Here is a 19495-nt window from a genome sequence, read left to right on the forward strand (position 1 = left end):
AATGCTAATTGGATGAGGACTTGTAACGCATAGCCCGACCCTAGGGGGAACGCCCAAAGACGATAAAGCAGCAATGACTTTAGCTATAAATGAGCTATACTATTAAGTCCAAGATCAATCAAAACAAAGTTTCGATAACTCTGTAAATCATATGAAAACGGAGTTACATGATTATTGGCAAATTCTACCTGACCTTTAAAACAATAAAATATAAACGATGAAACGAGAAGTTTTAAATATTTTAAAAGAAGCAAATAAAAATAACATAAAATTAGTAGTAAATAAGGGGGCACTAACTGTTAAATCCATAAATCCAATTGATGCTGATTTACTTCAAAAAATTAAAGATAATAAAGAATCAATTATTCAATATATAGAGAAGTATCAAGGAGAAAAGAAGGGAAATGCTTTAAAAATTAAACCTTACGATCGAGATGCTATCAACAAAGTTCCTTTGTCATTTAGTCAGGAGCGCTTATGGTTTTTGGATCAATTACAAGGCAATAGAGCTTACCACATACCTGTAGTTTTAAAGCTACAAGGAGCATTAGACTTGGATGTATTAGAGAGTTCGTTAAAAACAATTATTGCTCGCCACGAGATATTACGAACGGTTATTTATTCAGAAGAAGGAATAGGTTACCAAAATGTGATTTCTGAAGATCATTGGACTTTAGAAAAAAATGTAATAGAAGGTGAAAAAGATATTGAAAAGGAAATAACTTCTTTTATCGAGCTCCCTTTTGATTTATCAAAGGATTACAAGTTTAGATCTGTTGTGTATGATTTGAGTGAAGATCTTTATGTGTTCGTAGGGGTTTTTCATCATATTGCCAGTGATGGTTGGTCAGAAGGAGTGTTTATCAATGAATTTATAGAGTTGTACAGTGCATCACAAAAGAATAGAACCCCTGTATTGCCAGAATTATCATTACAATATGCGGATTATGCAGTATGGCAACGATCACCTATTGTAAACAAAACAATAGAAGGAGAACTTTCGTATTGGGAAGAGAAATTGAAAGATGTTACTCCTTTATCATTACCTACCGATTATCTGCGACCATCAATTCAGAGTTATGAAGGTGCAAGTATAACCACTACATTGGATGTCGACCTATGTCGTTCTTTACAGGATTTTTGTCAGAAAGAAAAAGTTACTTTATTCATGACCTTACTGTCAGGCTTAAAAGTATTGTTGTCTCGATATAGTGGTCAAGAGGATATTTGTATAGGTACTCCTATTGCAAATCGTACGCAATCAGAGTTAGAAGATATGATTGGGTTTTTTGTAAATACCTTGGCGTTACGAAGCGACCTGACAGGTAATCCAAGTTTTGAAGAAGTTGTTTCCAGAGTTAAAGAAACAACACTGAATGCTTATGACCATCAATTGGTTTCTTTTGAACGTGTCGTTGATCGTGTTGTATCCACACGCGACATGAGTATGAGTCCACTGTTTCAGGTATTGTTTGTGTTACAAAACACCCCAGAACAAACGGATTTATCCTTAGAAGAGATTGCGATTTCTACGTATGAACACAAAGAAACTACCTCTCAATATGATATTACCTTTAATGTTTTAGAGAATGATTCCGACATTTCATTACAGGTAGAGTATTGTACAGCTTTATTTGATAGCGCTACGATAGAACGTTTGTTAGTTCATTATCAGGAGTTACTACAAAGAGCGGTTCAAAACAGTAAAGTTCCCATTCATTCCATATCCTTGTTAGAATCAAAAGAACGAGAAACAATACTTCATAGTTTTAATGATACCAAAGTTGTATACCCATCAGGACAGACATTAGTAACCTTGTTTGAATCTCAGGTAGAAAAACACCCAGAAGGGAAAGCTGTATTTTTTGAAGGAAAAAACCTGACATTTAAAGAACTGGATGATCGTTCTAATCAATTAGCACGTTACCTTCTTGATCAGAAAACCAAGCCAGAAGAATTAATAGGAATTTGCGTAGAGCGTTCTATAGAAATGGTCGTTGGTATTTTAGGGATTTTAAAAGCAGGAGCAGCATATGTGCCGATTGATCCAAATTACCCTTTGAGTCGTATTGATTATATGCTTGATGATGCAGCTATTGATATGGTATTAACTACAAGTGATATTGTATCTGTTTTTAGTGAAAGAGAAAAATTAAGCAAAGTTTTATTAGATGAGTACTGGGATGTTATCGAGCAGTTGGATATCAGTGCAATACCCGAAAATTCTAATCCAGAACATTTGGCATATGTTATTTATACATCAGGGAGTACTGGTCTTCCCAAAGGAGTTATGATTGAGCATCGTAGTATTGTCAATACTATTTGTTCACAGATATTGGCTTTTTCAATTACAAAAGATGACCGGTGCCTTCAATTTGCCAGTTCTTCTTTTGATGCTTCTGTATGGGAAACTTTCATCTCACTGCTTGGAGGAGCTTCATTATATATCGTAAATGAGGAAGATAAGTCAGATGTAACTTCTTTTGGAAATTTTGTCAAAGAACATTCGATTACGGTTGCTACTTTACCCCCAGCATTTTTGCAAGTATTATCTATTGATTCCCTATCTAGTGTACGTACTCTTATTACAGCAGGGGAATCTATATCTGTAGATTTGGCAAAGGCATTTTCTGAAGGACGTACCTATATTAATGCATATGGTCCTACAGAAAGTAGTATTTGTGCCACTACATTCTCTGGGGTAATAGAAAATCGTGTCCCAATCGGAGTTCCGATTTCCAATACCGAGGTTTATATTTTAAATTCTGTTGATGATCTATTGCCTATAGGTATAGTTGGAGAGCTATGTATTAGTGGTTCAGGTTTGGCTCGTGGCTATTTGAATCGAGAGGAATTAACAGAAGAGAAATTTATTGCTCATCCATTTAAATCGGGAGAGCGTTTATATAAGACAGGAGATTTGGCCCGCTGGTTATCAGATGGTACTATAGAGTTTATAGGTCGTAAGGATACCCAGGTCAAGATCCGTGGCTATCGTATAGAATTAGGCGAGATCGAGAGTGTGTTATCTGGTATTGATACTGTTCAGAGTTGTTGTGTATTAGCTCTTGATGATGATAATGGGGGTAAACGTTTAGTAGGTTATGTTGTTGTAGAGGGAGAGTTAGTGAAGGAAGAACTGCAACAGGATTTACAAGCGATGTTACCAGAGTATATGGTTCCCCGGTTATGGGTTGATTTGGAATCGATGCCATTGACCAGCAATGGTAAGATTGACAAGAAGAATTTACCGGGTATAGATACATCACAATTATCAGTACAGGAGTATGTTGCTCCACGTACAGAGGTTGAAGAACAATTGGTAGTTGTTTGGCAGGAGTTATTAGGAGTTGATAAGATTGGTGTGTTTGATAATTTCTTTGAGTTGGGAGGACATTCATTATTAGCAACACGATTGGTTGCTATGATCCGCAAGGAGTTATCTGTCGAGATTGCTATTCGTGATATATTTGCATATCCTACGATATCTGGTTTAGGGCTTCATTTATCAGAGGTATCAGAAAGGACTGTTTTACCTACGATTATCTCACAGGATAAGCCAGAACGTATTCCATTATCATTTAGTCAGGAGCGACTGTGGTTTATCGATAAGTTAGAAGGTAGTATTGCCTATCATATTCCAGCGGTTTTACGTTTAGAAGGGCAATTAGATATAGTTATTTTAGAGGCTTCTTTACGAAGTATTATTTCACGTCATGAGGTATTACGTACTGTACTTTATGCTGAGGATGGAGTAGGATATCAAAAAGTGATTGCATCAGATGATTGGGTATTAACTAGAGAGATAATCGGAGATAAGACAATTATAGATGATAAGATCGCTGCATTTATAGCGCTTCCTTTTGATCTGTCATCGGATTATATGTTTAGGGCTTGTGTATATGATTTGGGAGATTCGACTTATGTACTTGCAGGAGTTTTTCATCATATTGCTAGTGATGGTTGGTCTCAAAGTATTTTGATACGCGAATTTCTGGAGACTTATAAAGCTCTTCAGGAAGGAGGTTCGACAACCTTATCAGAATTGCCTTTACAATATTCAGATTATTCGATTTGGCAACGTAAGTTTATCGAAGGTGATATTTTAGAAGATCAATTATCGTATTGGGAGGATAAACTGGGAGGAGTTACTCCTTTATCATTACCTACGGATTATGCACGACCTTCGATACAAAGTTATGAAGGGAGCAGTGTTTCACTTACGTTGAATGCTGATTTGAGTAGCATGCTATCAGAGCTTTGTACAGATGAGGGAGCTACCTTATATATGGTTTTGTTATCCGCTTTCAAGGTGTTGTTATCCCGTTATAGTGGTCAGGAAGATATTTGTGTAGGTAGTCCTATCGCCAATCGTATTCAATCTGAGTTAGAAAATATGATTGGTTTCTTTGTTAATACACTGGCACTTCGCAGTGATTTGGGAGGGAATCCTAGTTTTAAGGAAGTTTTAGGGAGCGTAAAAGAAACAACATTAGATGCGTATGATCATCAATTAGCTCCTTTTGAGGAAGTGGTTGATAAAATTATAGCTACTCGTGACATGAGTATGAGTCCTTTGTTTCAGGTGATGTTTACATTACAAAATACACCCGAGGTAAGAGATTCTGACTTGGATAATATAAGAACTTCTCCTTATGATCTTGAAGAAACAACTTCTCAATTTGATTTGACTTTGACTGCAATAGAAGAGCAGGGAGGTATTTCATTAAGCATGACATATTGCACAGCTTTGTTTGATAAAGATACAGTTGCTCGTATGTTAGTTCACTATAAAGAGTTACTGAATAGTATTGTCAAAGATATTACGTTGCCTGTTCAAGCGCTGTCCATGATAACAGATCAGGAAAGAGAAGAATTGCTATATAAATTTAATGATACTGTAGTAGCATATCCGCATGATAAGAGCATTATTGATTTGTTTAAAGAACAGGTCGAAAAAAACCCAGATGCCGTTGCTATTGTTGATGAAGATGTTAAGGTAACATACAAAGAACTAGACGAAAGATCTAATCAATTAGCACATTACTTACGGTTAGAAGGAGTGCAGGAAAAATCTCGATTAGGGCTTTTATATGAGAGAGGAGTGGATATGGTGATAAGTATGATAGGTATTCTAAAATCAGGATCTATCTATGTTCCTCTCGATACTTCTTTACCATCGAATCGCTTGGATTTTATTTTAAAAGATGCTGAGGTAAACTACATTATTTATAGTGACTCTTCTTTATTAAAAGAATTACCTTCGGATGAATATACTTTTTTGAATGTCCAAAAATCTTTAGAACATTCTATTGAGACATATAATTCAAAAAGAAGTATAGCATCTGATACTTACATCATGTATACTTCTGGAACAACTGGTACTCCCAAGGGTATAGTGATTAGTGACGAAAATGTAATAACGCTTATCAATGATAAAGAGAGTTCAATTGCTATCCATACATCAGATCGGGTATTGCAATGGTCGAATTATGCTTTTGATGGTTCTACATATGAGATTTTTGGAAGCCTTTTAAATGGTGCATCATTGTATTTGATCCCAGGTTCTATAGCTTCTGATGTTGATGCTTTAACTCAGGTTATTAGTAAAAACCAACTAAGCGTAGTTTTTATAACTACGGCATTGTTTAATTCTTTTGCAGATTATGACTTGTCAAGATTGTCTAGTTTGAGAATATTATTATTTGGAGGCGAAAAGGTTTCTGTTGGCCCAACAAGAAAAATAGCATCAGCTTTGGGCGAAGGAAGACTGCTTCATGTATATGGTCCGACCGAAACTACTGTATATGCAACTTGTTATCCTATTTGTGATATTCCCGATAATGCAGGGACCATTCCTATTGGAGGCCCGATTTCCAATACAAGCCTCTATGTTTTAGATACCAATATGGAATTAGCTCCAATGGGTGTAGTTGGCGAGTTATGTATTGGAGGGACAGGTTTAGCCAAAGGGTATTTGAAACGAGAAAACTTAACAGAAGAGAAATTTGTAGTTCATCCTTTTAAACCGGGAGAGCGTTTATATAGAACAGGGGATTTAGTCCGATGGTTACCTGGTGGAAATATAGAATTCATTGGGCGTAAGGATAATCAGGTTAAAATTAGAGGCTATCGTATAGAATTAGAGGAGATAGAAAGCGTACTGTCTTCTGTAGACGGCATTCAGAGTTGCTGTGTACTAGCTAAGGAAGACACTAATGGTAGTAAACGTCTGGTAGGATATGTTGTTGTAGAAGGTGAGTTGGTTAAGGAAGAATTACAACAGAAATTAAGCTCTGGATTACCAGAGTATATGGTTCCTCAATTATGGATTGAATTAGAAGAAATACCTTTAACCAGCAATGGTAAGATTGATAAGAAAAGACTCCCTGTCCCTGATATCTCTTTGTTGTCCACAAGAGAATATGTTGCTCCCCGCAATGAGGTAGAAGAACAATTAGCTGTGATTTGGAAGGACTTACTGGGTATAGACAAGATAGGAGTGTATGATAATTTCTTTGAATTGGGAGGACATTCGTTACTCGTAGTAAAATTAATCTCCAGATTAAAAGATCAGGGGCTTCAGGCAGGAGTTCGTGATATTTTTGCTAATCCTACTATTGGAACATTAGCGTTACAATTAGGAGTTGCTTCCCCGGATTATGAGATTCCTGTCAATGGTATCACAACAGATTGCGAGAAGATTACCCCCGATTTGGTTCCATTACTGGATTTTAGCCAGGAGGAGTTGGATATTGTTGTAGATCATATTGAAGAAGGAGTTTCTAATATCCAGGATATGTATCCACTTTCTCCATTACAGGAAGGGATGTATTTTCATCATTTGATAAGTGATCAGAGCAATGGGGACCCTTACATATTATTTAATTTATTGTCTTTTGATAGTTTAGATAAACGTTCACAATTTATAGAAGCATTCCGCTATGTGATTACCCGTCATGATGTACTTCGAACTTGTATTTTGAGCAATGGATTGCCTCATGCTGTTCAGGTAGTTTTAAGGGAAGTTAAGCTTCAAGTATCAGAATTATCTTTTCCTTCATCACAAAACGTAAAAGAAGAGCTGGAATCAATAATTGATTCTGGTAAGCACTGGATGGATTTGTCAAAAGGGCCATTGTTACAGTTGCAAACTGCTGATGATACAAGTAATGGTCGTTTTTTCTTATTGTTTAAACAACATCATGTTATAATAGATCATGTTGGTTTAGAGAAGATAATAGAGGAGATTAAAATGTACTTATCCGGTGAGACTGTTAATTATACCCAACCGGTTTTATATCGAGATTTTATAGCACATGTTTTACATCAGCAAGCGACTAATGACAGTGAGTCTTATTTCCGTTCACGTTTAGGAGATATCACAGAGTCTACTTTTCCTTTTGGTTTGTCTGATACGTTGGGAGATGGTAGCGGAATACAGGAAGCAACTAAGATGCTTTCTTCAGATATATCTGCTCAAGTTCGTTTACTATCCCGCAAATTAAAAATAAGCCCAGCCGTAATTTTTCATGCTGCATGGGGGATTGTAATAGGTAGATGTAGTAATAAAGAGTATGCTGTTTTTGGGACTTTGTTTTCAGGACGACTTCAGGGATCATTAGGAGCAGATCAGTCATTAGGATTGTTTATCAATACACTCCCGATGATACTACACTTAGATCGTAGTGTGTCAGAATATTTAGATCATGTAAAACAAGAGTTACAAGGTTTAATGCCTTATGAGCAAACACCATTATCTAATATTCAACATTGGAGCGGTGTTTCTAATGATACACCTTTGTTTAGTGCATTATTAAATTATCGCCATTCAGAACCACAATCTATATCAGACAACATAGATATTGATTTAGGGATAACACTTCAGGTTGACAAAGAACGTACAAATTATCCATTTGATTTGAGTATCGATGATTACGGAGTTGACTTTGGCTTAACAGCATGTGTAGATGGGATTGATCCGGATCGGGTTATCTCTTACATGGAAACAGCATTAATAAAGCTTCTTGAGGAGATTGAATGTCCAAATAATGTTGAGGTAAGTAGTTTAAGTATTTTGGCAACCGAAGAACTACAGTTATTAAATAGTTTTAATGCTACAGATATTGATAATCTTCAGAATGAAACTATTCTTGATATATTCGAAACACAAGCTCAACAGACTCCGGATGCAGTAGCAGTTGTTTACCAAAACAAAAAGATTACCTATAGAGAATTGAATGAAAAATCAAATCAATTAGCTCATTATATATGTAACCAAAACATTTCTCAGAATACTTTGATCGGAGTGTGTATATCTCGCTCTATAGAAATGATAGTTGGTGTCTTAGGAGTTTTAAAATCAGGAAATGCTTATATCCCAATTGACCCGGAATATCCTTTGACTCGAATTTCTTACATCATAGAAGACGCTAAGCTTGACCTTATAATAAGTACTACTTCAGACATAAAGCAATTAGATATTAATGAGGAGATAAAATGTATATTATTAGATCGAGATCATGAATTAATTGCCAAAGAGATCACTACAACACCCGGGATAAAATTGACTCCCAAACATTTGGCGTATGTGATTTATACTTCTGGAACAACAGGTAAACCAAAAGGAGTTGCTATAACTCATTTCAGCCTGTACAATGTATCATTGAGTTGGCAAAAAGAGTACGATTTGGATGAGAATACTCGTTTATTACAAATGGCCAGCTTTTCTTTTGATGTATTTACCGGAGATCTTTGTCGTAGTTTATTATTTGGAGGGCAGATGATTATTTGCCCCGCTGCTATTCGTTTTGATCTTCAGGAACTTTATAAACTAATGTCTGCCCATCAGATCAATATAATGGAACTAACACCTTCGTTAGGAATCCCATTAATGGATCATATCTATGATAATGAATTAGATTTTGAGTGGCTTAAACTCTTTATTTTAGGATCTGATGTTTGCACTTCTGTAGATTTTTGCCGTTTAGAAAGTCGATTTGGAAAACAAGTAAGAATTATAAATAGTTATGGAGTTACAGAAGCCACAATTGATAATTCTTATTATGAGGCTGAAGATCTAAAAAGCCTACATAACTTGACTAATGTTCCTATTGGTAAACCTATGGGTAATACTCATTTTTACATTTTGGATTCCAATAGAAATGTATTACCAATAGGTGTTATAGGAGAACTATATATCGGAGGATCAGGTCTGGCAAAAGGATATTTACATAAAGAAGAACAGACAAAAGAGAAATTTGTTTCAAATCCATTTGTAGAAGACACTTTAATGTATCGTACAGGAGATTTAGCCCGTTGGTTACCCGATGGAAATGTAGAATTTATTGGTAGAGGAGATACTCAGGTTAAAATTCGAGGATATCGTATCGAGTTGGGAGAAATTGAGAATGTATTAGCATCTTATAAAGCTGTTATAAATTGTTGTGTTTTAGCTAAAACGGATGCGCACGGAAATAATCGTCTTGTAAGCTATGTTGTTTTAAAAGAAAGCCTGGATAAACAGGCTATAGAAGCGTATTTAAAAGAAAGCATACCCGAGTATATGATTCCGCGTATTTGGGTGGAATTAGAAAAAATGCCTTTAACGCCTAATGGTAAGATAGATAAGAAATCGTTACCTAATCCTGATAATCTAGAATTATCAACCCAGGAATACACTGCTCCCGGTAATGAACTGGAAGAACAGTTAGTTAACATTTGGCAAGAACTTTTAGGAGTAGAACGCATAGGGGTATATGATAATTTCTTTGAATTGGGAGGACATTCTTTATTGGTAACAAGATTAGTTTCCCTAATTCGTAAGGAGTTGAATATCGAAGTTTCTATTCGTGATATTTTTGAGTATACCAATATACATGAATTGGCACTTCATTTAAAACGACAAGAAATAGGTGTTTTACTACCCGAAATTGTTGTTCAACAACGTCCGGATCGTATTCCTTTATCATTTAGCCAGGAACGTTTATGGTTTTTGGATCAGTTAGAGGGTAGTATTGCATATCATATCCCAATAGTGCTACGATTATCAGGTAGCCTGGATATAGACATATTAGAAACTTGTTTTAGAACTATTGTATCTCGTCATGAGGTATTGCGAACTATGATTCATTCTGAAGAAGGTATTGGTTATCAGCAAATAGTAGGAGCCGATGATTGGAAACTAGATCAGGATATGGATCAATCAGATGCTTCACTAGAAAGTTCGATAGCATCCTATTTGACTATCCCATTTGATTTGGAGAAGGACTATAAATTTAGAGCCTGTGTATATGATCTGGGCTCTGATCGTTATGTCCTGGCCGGAGTTTTCCACCATATTGCCAGTGATGCATGGTCTGAAGATATATTGATAGCAGAGTTTGCAGAGCTGTATAGTATATATCAGGAGAATCGTGAGATGGCTTTACCAGAATTATCATTACAATACTCTGATTATGCGATTTGGCAACGTAACTATATAGAAGGTGAGATATTAGAGCAACAATTGTCTTATTGGGAAGATAAGTTGCAGGGAGTTACACCTTTAGCACTGCCAACAGATTATGCTCGTCCGTCGGTTCAGAGTACAGAAGGAGCAACATTTAACTTTGAATTAGATGAAAATTTAAGTGGTTTAATATCAGGACTATGTAAGCAAGAAGAAGTTACATTGTTTATGATGATGTTATCGGCTTTCAAAGTTTTACTGTACAAGTATAGCGGCCAGTCTGATATTTGTGTAGGAACTCCTATCGCTAACAGGACTCAATCAGAGTTAGAAAATATGATCGGGTTTTTTGTCAATACACTGGCATTACGTAGTAATCTAAAAGATACTTTAAGTTTTACTGAATTGCTACAAGAGGTAAAGAGTACAACGCTAGAAGGATATGACCATCAATTAGCTCCTTTTGAAAAAGTAGTAGATCGGGTAGTCAAAACCAGGGATATGAGTATGAACCCATTATTTCAGGTGCTGTTTACGCTAGAAAATATGCGGACAGAAACGGATTTAACGATACACGGTGTAAGCCTGTCGTCTTTTGAATATGAAGGGAATACTTCACAATTTGATTTAACCATTAATATAACAGAAGAAGTTACCGGCATTTCATTTAATGTAGAGTATTGCACAGCTTTATTTAAGAAAGAGACTGTAGAACGTATGTTGATGCACTATCAAGAACTATTGCATAACATTGTAGCTAATCCATCAGAGAAAATCGGAAGCCTTTCTATATTGAGAAAAGAAGAGATATCTCAATTGGTAAATACATTTAATACTACCAATGTTCCTTATGATAATAACAAAACCATTGCAAGCCTATTCGAAGAGCAAGTCAATAAGACTCCAGAGGCTGTTGCTTTAATCTCTGAAGATAAACAACTAACTTATAAAGAACTCAATGAGCAATCCAATCGTTTGGCATTTCATTTAAGGGATACGTATAGCCTTAAAGCAAATGATATCGTTGGTATTTTATTAGATCGATCCGATTGGGCTGTGATTTCAATTTTAGGAGTATTAAAAGCTGGTGCAGCCTATGTTCCTATTGATACCAGTTATCCAACATCTCGAAAATCATATATCGTAGAGGATAGTGCCCCTAAGGTTTTGATTACCGACTCTGAACATCTTTTTGATAGTATAGAGTTTAATGTAAGTGTATTTTCGATAGATGTAGAATTAGAAGAACTACTTGGGGACACAGAATTATTGACCAATCCTTCTTTTATACCTGCTTCAAAAGATTTAGCATATATTATTTATACTTCAGGGAGTACAGGTAAGCCCAAGGGAGTTATGATAGAACATTGTAATATAGCTAACTATGTGTTATATGGTTTATCAGCGTACCAATCAGAAATGGGGAGTCATAATTTTCCATTATTTACCTCTTTGGCTTTTGATTTAACACAAACCAGTGTTTTTCTCAGTTTGCTAACAGGAGGTACTTTATTTATATATCAAAAAGAAGCTATAGAATCTTTACCCTCGATTTTGAAGACTAAAGAAATTACTTCTATTAAATTAACACCATCTCATTTATCATTTTTTGAGAATATAGAGCATTCTCACTTGAAACGTATTATTATAGGTGGAGAAGCTTTAAAAGGATCGCATATAGATCTGTTAGGACCACTAGATAGTTCGGTTAAAGTGTATAACGAATATGGCCCAACCGAGACTACCGTAGGTTGTTCTGTTATGGAAGTTAGTACATATGATACTTCTTTACTGTCTGTACCCATTGGAAAGCCTATAGACAACACCCAAATCTATATATTAGATGGTTTACAACAACTGTTACCGGTTGGAGTAATAGGAGAATTGTGTGTTGGAGGTAATGGATTGGCAAGAGGCTACCTGAATAAGGAAGAACTAACACAAGAAAAATTTATATCCAATCCATTTGTAGAAGGAGAACGTTTGTATAGAACCGGAGACCTGGCGAAGTGGTTGCCCGATGGAAATATTGAGTTTATAGGGCGAAAAGATGATCAGATTAAGATTAGAGGATATCGTATTGAATTAGGTGAGATAGAGAATGTTTTAAGCCAGGAAATGGATATTCTAGAATGTTGTGTGTTATCAAGGCCAGATTCTGAAGGAAATCATCGTTTGGTGGGATATGTAGTTAGTGAAAATAATTTTGACAAAGATAGATTACAGGCTTCATTATTACAGAAATTACCTGGCTATATGATTCCTGGCCTTTGGGTTGTTCTTGAAAAGATGCCTCTTACAGATAATGGTAAAATTGATAAAAAAGCATTACCTGATCCTGAACTGATCGATATTGCCGCAGCTAATTATATCGAACCCCAAAAAGAAATGGAAATTCAGTTAGCTGCCATCTGGAAAGAGTTATTAGAGGTAGAACGAGTAGGAATAAAGGATGATTTTTTCTCTTTGGGAGGACATTCTTTATTGGCAACTCGTTTGGTATCAATGATTCGAAAAAAATTGAATATTGAAATAGCAATTATTGACGTTTTTGAATATCCGATATTATCAGATTTATCAGAGTATGTAGATTCTCAATCCCGAGGCAGAAGTATACTGCCAGAAATTGTTCGCAGAGATAACAGTAGGAAGATCCCATTATCATTTAGTCAGGAACGATTATGGTTCTTGGATCAATTACAAGGAAGTATAGAATATCATATTCCATTTACGCTTCGTTTCACAGGAGATCTGGATACTTCGATATTAGAAAATGCTATTCGAGAAGTAATTTCTCGTCACGAAGTTTTACGCTCTGTAATTCATCCTGAAGAAGGAGTAGGGTACCAAAAAATAGTATCGGCATCTGATTGGTCTATGGATTTAGTTTCGGTAGAAAATGAGGAGACGATTCTTGAAAAACTAGAATCATTTATCGATACCCCATTTGATATGGCAGCCGATTATATGTTTAGAGCCAGTTTATATCAATTAGATAAAAATGATTATGTATTCTGCGGAGTTCTTCACCATATAGCTAGTGATGGATGGTCTCAGGGTATTTTGATAAATGAGTTTACTCATATATATAGTGCATTACAAAAAGGCCAATCATTTACTTTACCTGAGTTACCAATACAATATGCAGACTATGCGATATGGCAACGAGAATATATAGAAGGTGACATCTTAGAGCAACAATTATCGTTTTGGGAAACCAGACTTCAGGGAGTTTCGCCTTTATTATTGCCTACAGATTATGACCGCCCTTCAGTTCAAAGTGTTGAAGGAGCATCTGTTAACTTTGAATTGGATTCAAAAACAACCGAAGCAATAAAAGAATTTTGTAACGAAGAAGGAGTAACCCTGTTTATGTTCTTACTATCTGTTTTCAAAGTATTGCTTTATAAATATAGTGGACAAGATGATATTTGTATAGGAACGCCTATTGCAAACCGAACACAGGCAGAATTAGAAGGATTGATAGGTTTCTTTATCAATACATTAGTGCTTAGAAGTGATCTAAGTGATAACCCTGAGTTTAGAGAGCTATTACAGCAAATAAAATCAACAACACTCGAGGGGTATGACAATCAACTAGTACCTTTCGAAAGAATTGTGGATCGTGTTGTGAAAACCCGGGATATGAGTATACCTCCTCTATTTCAGGTAAAATTTATGCTAGAAAATACTCCCGAATCAGAAGATTTACATCTCGAAAATTTAGAAATCAATTCATATGAGTACGATGCAGAGTTTTCTCCATTGGATATATCCTTAAATGCAGTGGAGTCAGGAGACGGTCTTTACTTTAATTTTGAGTATAGTATTGCGTTGTTTGCCAAAGAAACGGTACAAAGAATGGCATTACATTACAAGGAGTTAATACAGAGTGTATTAGTATCTCCATCATCTGGTATAGCAAGTTTAACTATGCTAACAGATAAGGAATCTTCAAAACTGTTAGATGTATTTAGTATGTCTAATACCACTTCGGTTTCTTATGGTGAGGATAGTACATTAGTTTCGTTATTCGAAAAGCAAGCTGTCAAAACACCAGAAGCAATTGCAGTAGTGTTTGAAGATAGAAAGTTAACCTATAAAAACTTAAATGAGAAATCAAATCGTTTGGCACGTCATCTACGAGAGAACTATGAGTTGAATTCTGGTGATTTGGTAGGAATACAATTAAACCGTTCTGACTGGTCTGTTATTTCAATGCTGGGAGTTATGAAAGCAGGAGCGGCTTATGTTCCAATTGATGTAGAATATCCTGCTTCGCGAAAAACATTCATTATTGAAGATACACGGCTAAAAGTGTTAATCATAACTTCAGAAAAACTATTCGATAGTATAGAACTTAATGTGCCGGTTTTTTCAATTGATATAGAGTTAGATGATTTGTCTCAAGAAGCGTCATATCTGCAAAACCCTGATTATTCTGTAACATCCGATGATTTAGCGTATTTGATTTATACTTCTGGTAGTACCGGAAAACCAAAAGGAGTGATGATCGAACATCGAGGTATTGTCAATACTATATGTTCTCAGATTGATGCATTTGCGATTACTTCTGATGATCATTGCCTTCAGTTTGCAAATCCGTTTTTTGATGCTTCTGTATGGGAGATTTACATTTCTCTTCTGGGAGGTGCTAGTTTACATATACCATCAGAAGAAGAAAAAGCAGATACTATTTCTTTTACAAAATTTATGAAAGAACATGAGGTAACATTTGCCACATTGCCACCTGCTTTTTTACAATTATTAGAAAGTGATAGTCTTCCAACCATAAAAACCTTGGTAACAGCAGGAGAAACTATACCATTAGAAGTTGCTAAGGACTTTTCTAAATCCTATACATACATAAATGCTTATGGCCCAACAGAAACCAGTATTTGTGCTACAACTTTTGAAGGAAATATCACAGGAGGTAGTGTTCCTATAGGAAAACCGATAACGAATGCAAATGTTTACATTTTAGATTCGGATATGAATTTGGTGCCTGTTGGTGTTCCCGGAGAACTATGTGTAGGAGGGCCAGGATTGGCAAGAGGATACCTTAACCGTGAAGAATTAACAAATGAAAAATTTGTAGATCATCCTTTTGTAAATGGTGAACGATTGTATAAAACCGGAGATTTAGCCCGATGGTTAGCAGATGGCAATATCGAGTTTATGGGAAGAAAAGATGATCAGGTAAAAATTAGAGGATATCGTATAGAGTTAAGTGAGATCGAAAGAGTACTCCTAGAAAAAGAAGAGATCCAGCATTGTTGCGTAGTAGTAAGAGGTAGTACAATCGATACCAGAAGTTTAATTGGCTATGTGGTTACTCAGGAAAATTATGATACTCGAGATATCAATGATTATCTAAAAGAAAGGCTTCCAGAATATATGATACCTGGGTTATGGGTTTCTATGGATGTATTGCCGATGAACAGAAACGGTAAAATTGATAAAAAAGCTTTACCAAGTCCAGAAGTTTCTGATATATCCAAAGCAGAGTATGTGGCTCCGCGAAACGATACAGAGGTACAATTAGTTGCCCTATGGGAAGAGTTATTAGATATAGAAGGAATTAGTGTACATGACGATTTCTTTGCTTTAGGGGGGCATTCTATCTTGGCAATACAATTAATATCTCGCATTAATTTGTTATTGAATACATCACTGAGTGTTTCTGTTATATTCGAAAACTCTACCATTTCAAAGTTCGTTCAGAAAATGTCTTCTGCAGACTTTTTTACGTATAAGGTCATGGTAACCTTACAAGGAAAAGGAAATAAGAAACCAATATTTTTTGCCCCTCCGGCAGCAGGTACTGTAGGTTCTTATTTACAATTGTCCAAAGCACTTGGAGATGATCAACCAATGTATGCATTTCAATGCCCGGGATTAGACGGGAAATCAAAAACATCTGAATCTGTAGAAGCTATGGCAGAAACGTTTATTACAGCGATGCAAGAAGTAGACCCTTCTGGCCCATATCGACTAGGAGGTTATTCTTTTGGAGGAGCTGTAGCCCTCGAAATGGCATTGCAATTAAGAAATAAAGGGTTTGAGGTTGAGGAGTTATTGATGATTGATGCCAAAATTCATGAAGTAAGTGATGAGATATATGAACAAATAGATGAAGCACAAAGATTCCGCGAATTACTTTATGAAGAAGTAGATGAGTTAAGAGAAATCTTCGATTCAGAGTTAACCAGGTCAAAGCTAGCACTAGAAGGTAAATCTATACCCGAGCAGATCGATGTGATTTGTGAACTGGCCAAGGGCTCAGAATTTTCTGTAAGTGATGATGATATTAAAGGGCAATTAGAAGTTCTTTACAGCAATTCGACTTATAGATATGTACCGAATCTCGGTCAAAAACTGGATACTCAAATTACATTATTCAGAGCAATGTATGTTCCAAAAATATTGGCGAATTCAGAAATGGAAATGATCAATAATGATGAAACAGAATTTGATTATGGATTACAACAATATACAGGTAAGAAGGTCATAGTACATGGGATACCAGCTGTACATACCACAATACTAGAAGAAACTCATGCAAAAGAAATTTCAGAGTTCCTTAAAATCAGTAATATAGTAGAAGTAGCCGATCAAATGATATAATTAAAAATACTAATGATCCTAACATCACTAGCCCCTTTTTTTCAAAAAAGAGGTCAAAATTGAAATGATGTAATTTTTAACCTTCCATACCCAGAAAACTTTCCAATAGTAGTAGATAACTAATGAAGAAATACTTTTTATATGTAGGTCTGATAATGATTTCATTATTAGGTACCGATTTAACCGATTTTGCTTTAAGTATCTGGGTGTTGAAACAACCAGAGGGAACAATTACTTCATATTCTATGATATGGTTTTTTGAAGCAGCTCCTGCTGTTCTTTTAGCACCATTTATTGGCAGTTTTGTAGATAGATGGAGTAAAAAGAAAATAATCATTTATGGACAGATTGTAACAGGTATAGGTAGTATTATACTGATGTCACTTTTTTATTTCGAACATTTACAACCCTGGCATATTATGATAGTGTCGGGAATAGGTTCTATAGCCAGTATGTTTGTTTTTAGTGCTTTTTATGTCGCTACAACGGCATTAGTATCAAAAGATAGACTGATAAAGGCGCAAGGAGTGTCAACCGCAATTTATGCTGCCATAAGTATTGGTGTACCTGTAGTTTCTCCGGTATTATTCAAAATGATCGGTATGGAACGCATATTTATGATTGATATCATCACTTTTTTGATCTCGATTCTTGCTTTTTTGATGATACGATTTGTTGTTGTTTCAAAAACAGAAGAAGAATTCAATTTTAGAAAGGACTGGAAATTAGTGAAAGAATTTCTAAAAGAACGAAAAGGACTAAGATCGTTACTAGGCTTTTTCTTTATAATAGGTTTTTTAATAGGACTGATTAAAGTACTATTTACACCTCTGATATTGGATTTTTCAAATGAGTATTATTTAGGTTTGGTATTATCAGTAGTAGGAATTGGTACTTTGATAGGGGGAGGAGTAATGAGTATGAGTAAAAAGATCGAACACCCTATTAGAACTATTTTCAATGTTAATATCCTGTTAGGTGTCATTCTTGGTTGCTTATGGATTAATGTTAATCTCTATGTTTTGGCTATTGGAGGAATGCTGGCTGTTCTTTTGTTTACCATTTCCGATATTATGAATAATGCTTTTTTTCAAGCTGTAGTTCCAACAAAAATGTTAGGAAGATTATCAGGATTTGTTGGATTAGTCATTGGGACTTCAGAGCCATTATCTTATATGCTATCAGGGGTCTTTGTAGATTATCTAAGCAATATTGTTTCTGATGTTTCTCACGAATTTTCGAATCATTTTCCGGGAACCACAATTACAATTGCCATCATCCTAATTTTTACCATATCTGGAGTGATGTTAACAATAGTTTCCTACTTGTTTCAAAGAAATAAAAGGATAAGAAATCTAGATACTATATATCAAGAAAAACTTAAAAAAGAAGTAAAAGACCCATCAGAACATAATAAAAATGCAGCACATATTAATTCTCCTAGTATAAAGTGATGCTTTATATAAACTTTAAAAATCAGTAATAATTCAATGAACGAATTTCAAGTAATACAGGAAAAACAAATTCTTGAACATATACCTATTCGAAATGGTATAACCAGGAAAGAATTTTACCAGGATTTTGTAAACAAAGGGCAACCGGTAGTTATTAGAGGAATGACTTCGGGTTGGAACGCTTTAGAATGGGATGTAGATTATTTCAAAGCCAAAGAAACCGGGGTTAAAATTCCTATTAAAGTAGGTAAAGTGAGTGAAGGTAGACGAGAAATGATGCTGATTAGTCAATATGTCGAATTGTTGGATGCTTACGAAAAAAATGTAAAACTTGGACTGGATGCTGACCCGGTGGGATACTTACACGATATTCCTTTTTTTTATATGTTTCCAGAGTATTTGGCAGATATATTACCTTTTCCAAAAGAATTGTTGCCCGAATGGTATTGGCCGAAATGGCAAAACTATATTCAATTCTTCATGGGAGCAACAGGAAGCCTGACCCCATTACATTTTGATACACTTTTAACTCATAATTTGTTTTTTCAGGTTGTGGGTAGAAAGCAATTCATTCTAATTGATGGAGCTCAAAAAGAGCAGTGTTATATTAAAGGATGGAGATGGTCCAGATTTGATCCCAAAAATCCAGACTATAAAAAGTTTCCCAAAGCCAAAGACCTAAATATAAAAGAAGCGATTTTAGAACCTGGAGATATTTTGTATATGCCTTCGGGAATGTTGCATCAAGTGCATGGGTTAAGTCAATCAATTTCTTTTAATATAGATTGGCATACTGTCAAGAGTGCAAAGAAAGGAGTTGGAACTTTATGGAAAGGAGCTCCTCTTAAAAATGTGTATTACAATGCTTTGGTATATGCAGGGTTAAAGCTCAAAGTTTCCGAAAAAAGCATATTTCCATTATACAAGTCATACCTAAATTATATCAGTTAATATTTAATATAAA

Annotated in this window: 3 protein-coding genes; all 3 read left to right on the forward strand. The window is 35.3% G+C overall.

What is annotated here, in order from left to right:
• Positions 1–217: 217 nt before the first annotated feature.
• The 3 genes from NNL09_RS11520 to NNL09_RS11530 all read left to right on the forward strand — a co-directional run bounded on the left by NNL09_RS11520 (position 218) and on the right by NNL09_RS11530 (position 19482).
• Positions 218–17077 carry a non-ribosomal peptide synthetase gene (locus tag NNL09_RS11520; protein WP_254514245.1) on the forward strand — a complete coding sequence of 5620 codons (16860 nt, stop codon included), beginning with the start codon at positions 218–220 and terminating at the stop codon, positions 17075–17077.
• A 122-nt stretch (positions 17078–17199) separates the two neighbouring features.
• On the forward strand, positions 17200–18531 hold the full coding sequence (locus NNL09_RS11525; protein WP_196910729.1) for an MFS transporter: 1332 nt from the start codon (positions 17200–17202) through the stop codon (positions 18529–18531).
• A 36-nt stretch (positions 18532–18567) separates the two neighbouring features.
• Positions 18568–19482, forward strand: coding sequence for a cupin-like domain-containing protein (locus NNL09_RS11530; RefSeq protein WP_025665197.1), 915 nt, complete (start codon positions 18568–18570; stop codon positions 19480–19482).
• The last annotated feature ends 13 nt before the right edge of the window (positions 19483–19495 follow it).

The sequence above is a fragment of the Aquimarina sp. EL_43 genome (genome assembly GCF_943422735.1).
Lineage (GTDB): Bacteria > Bacteroidota > Bacteroidia > Flavobacteriales > Flavobacteriaceae > Aquimarina > Aquimarina megaterium.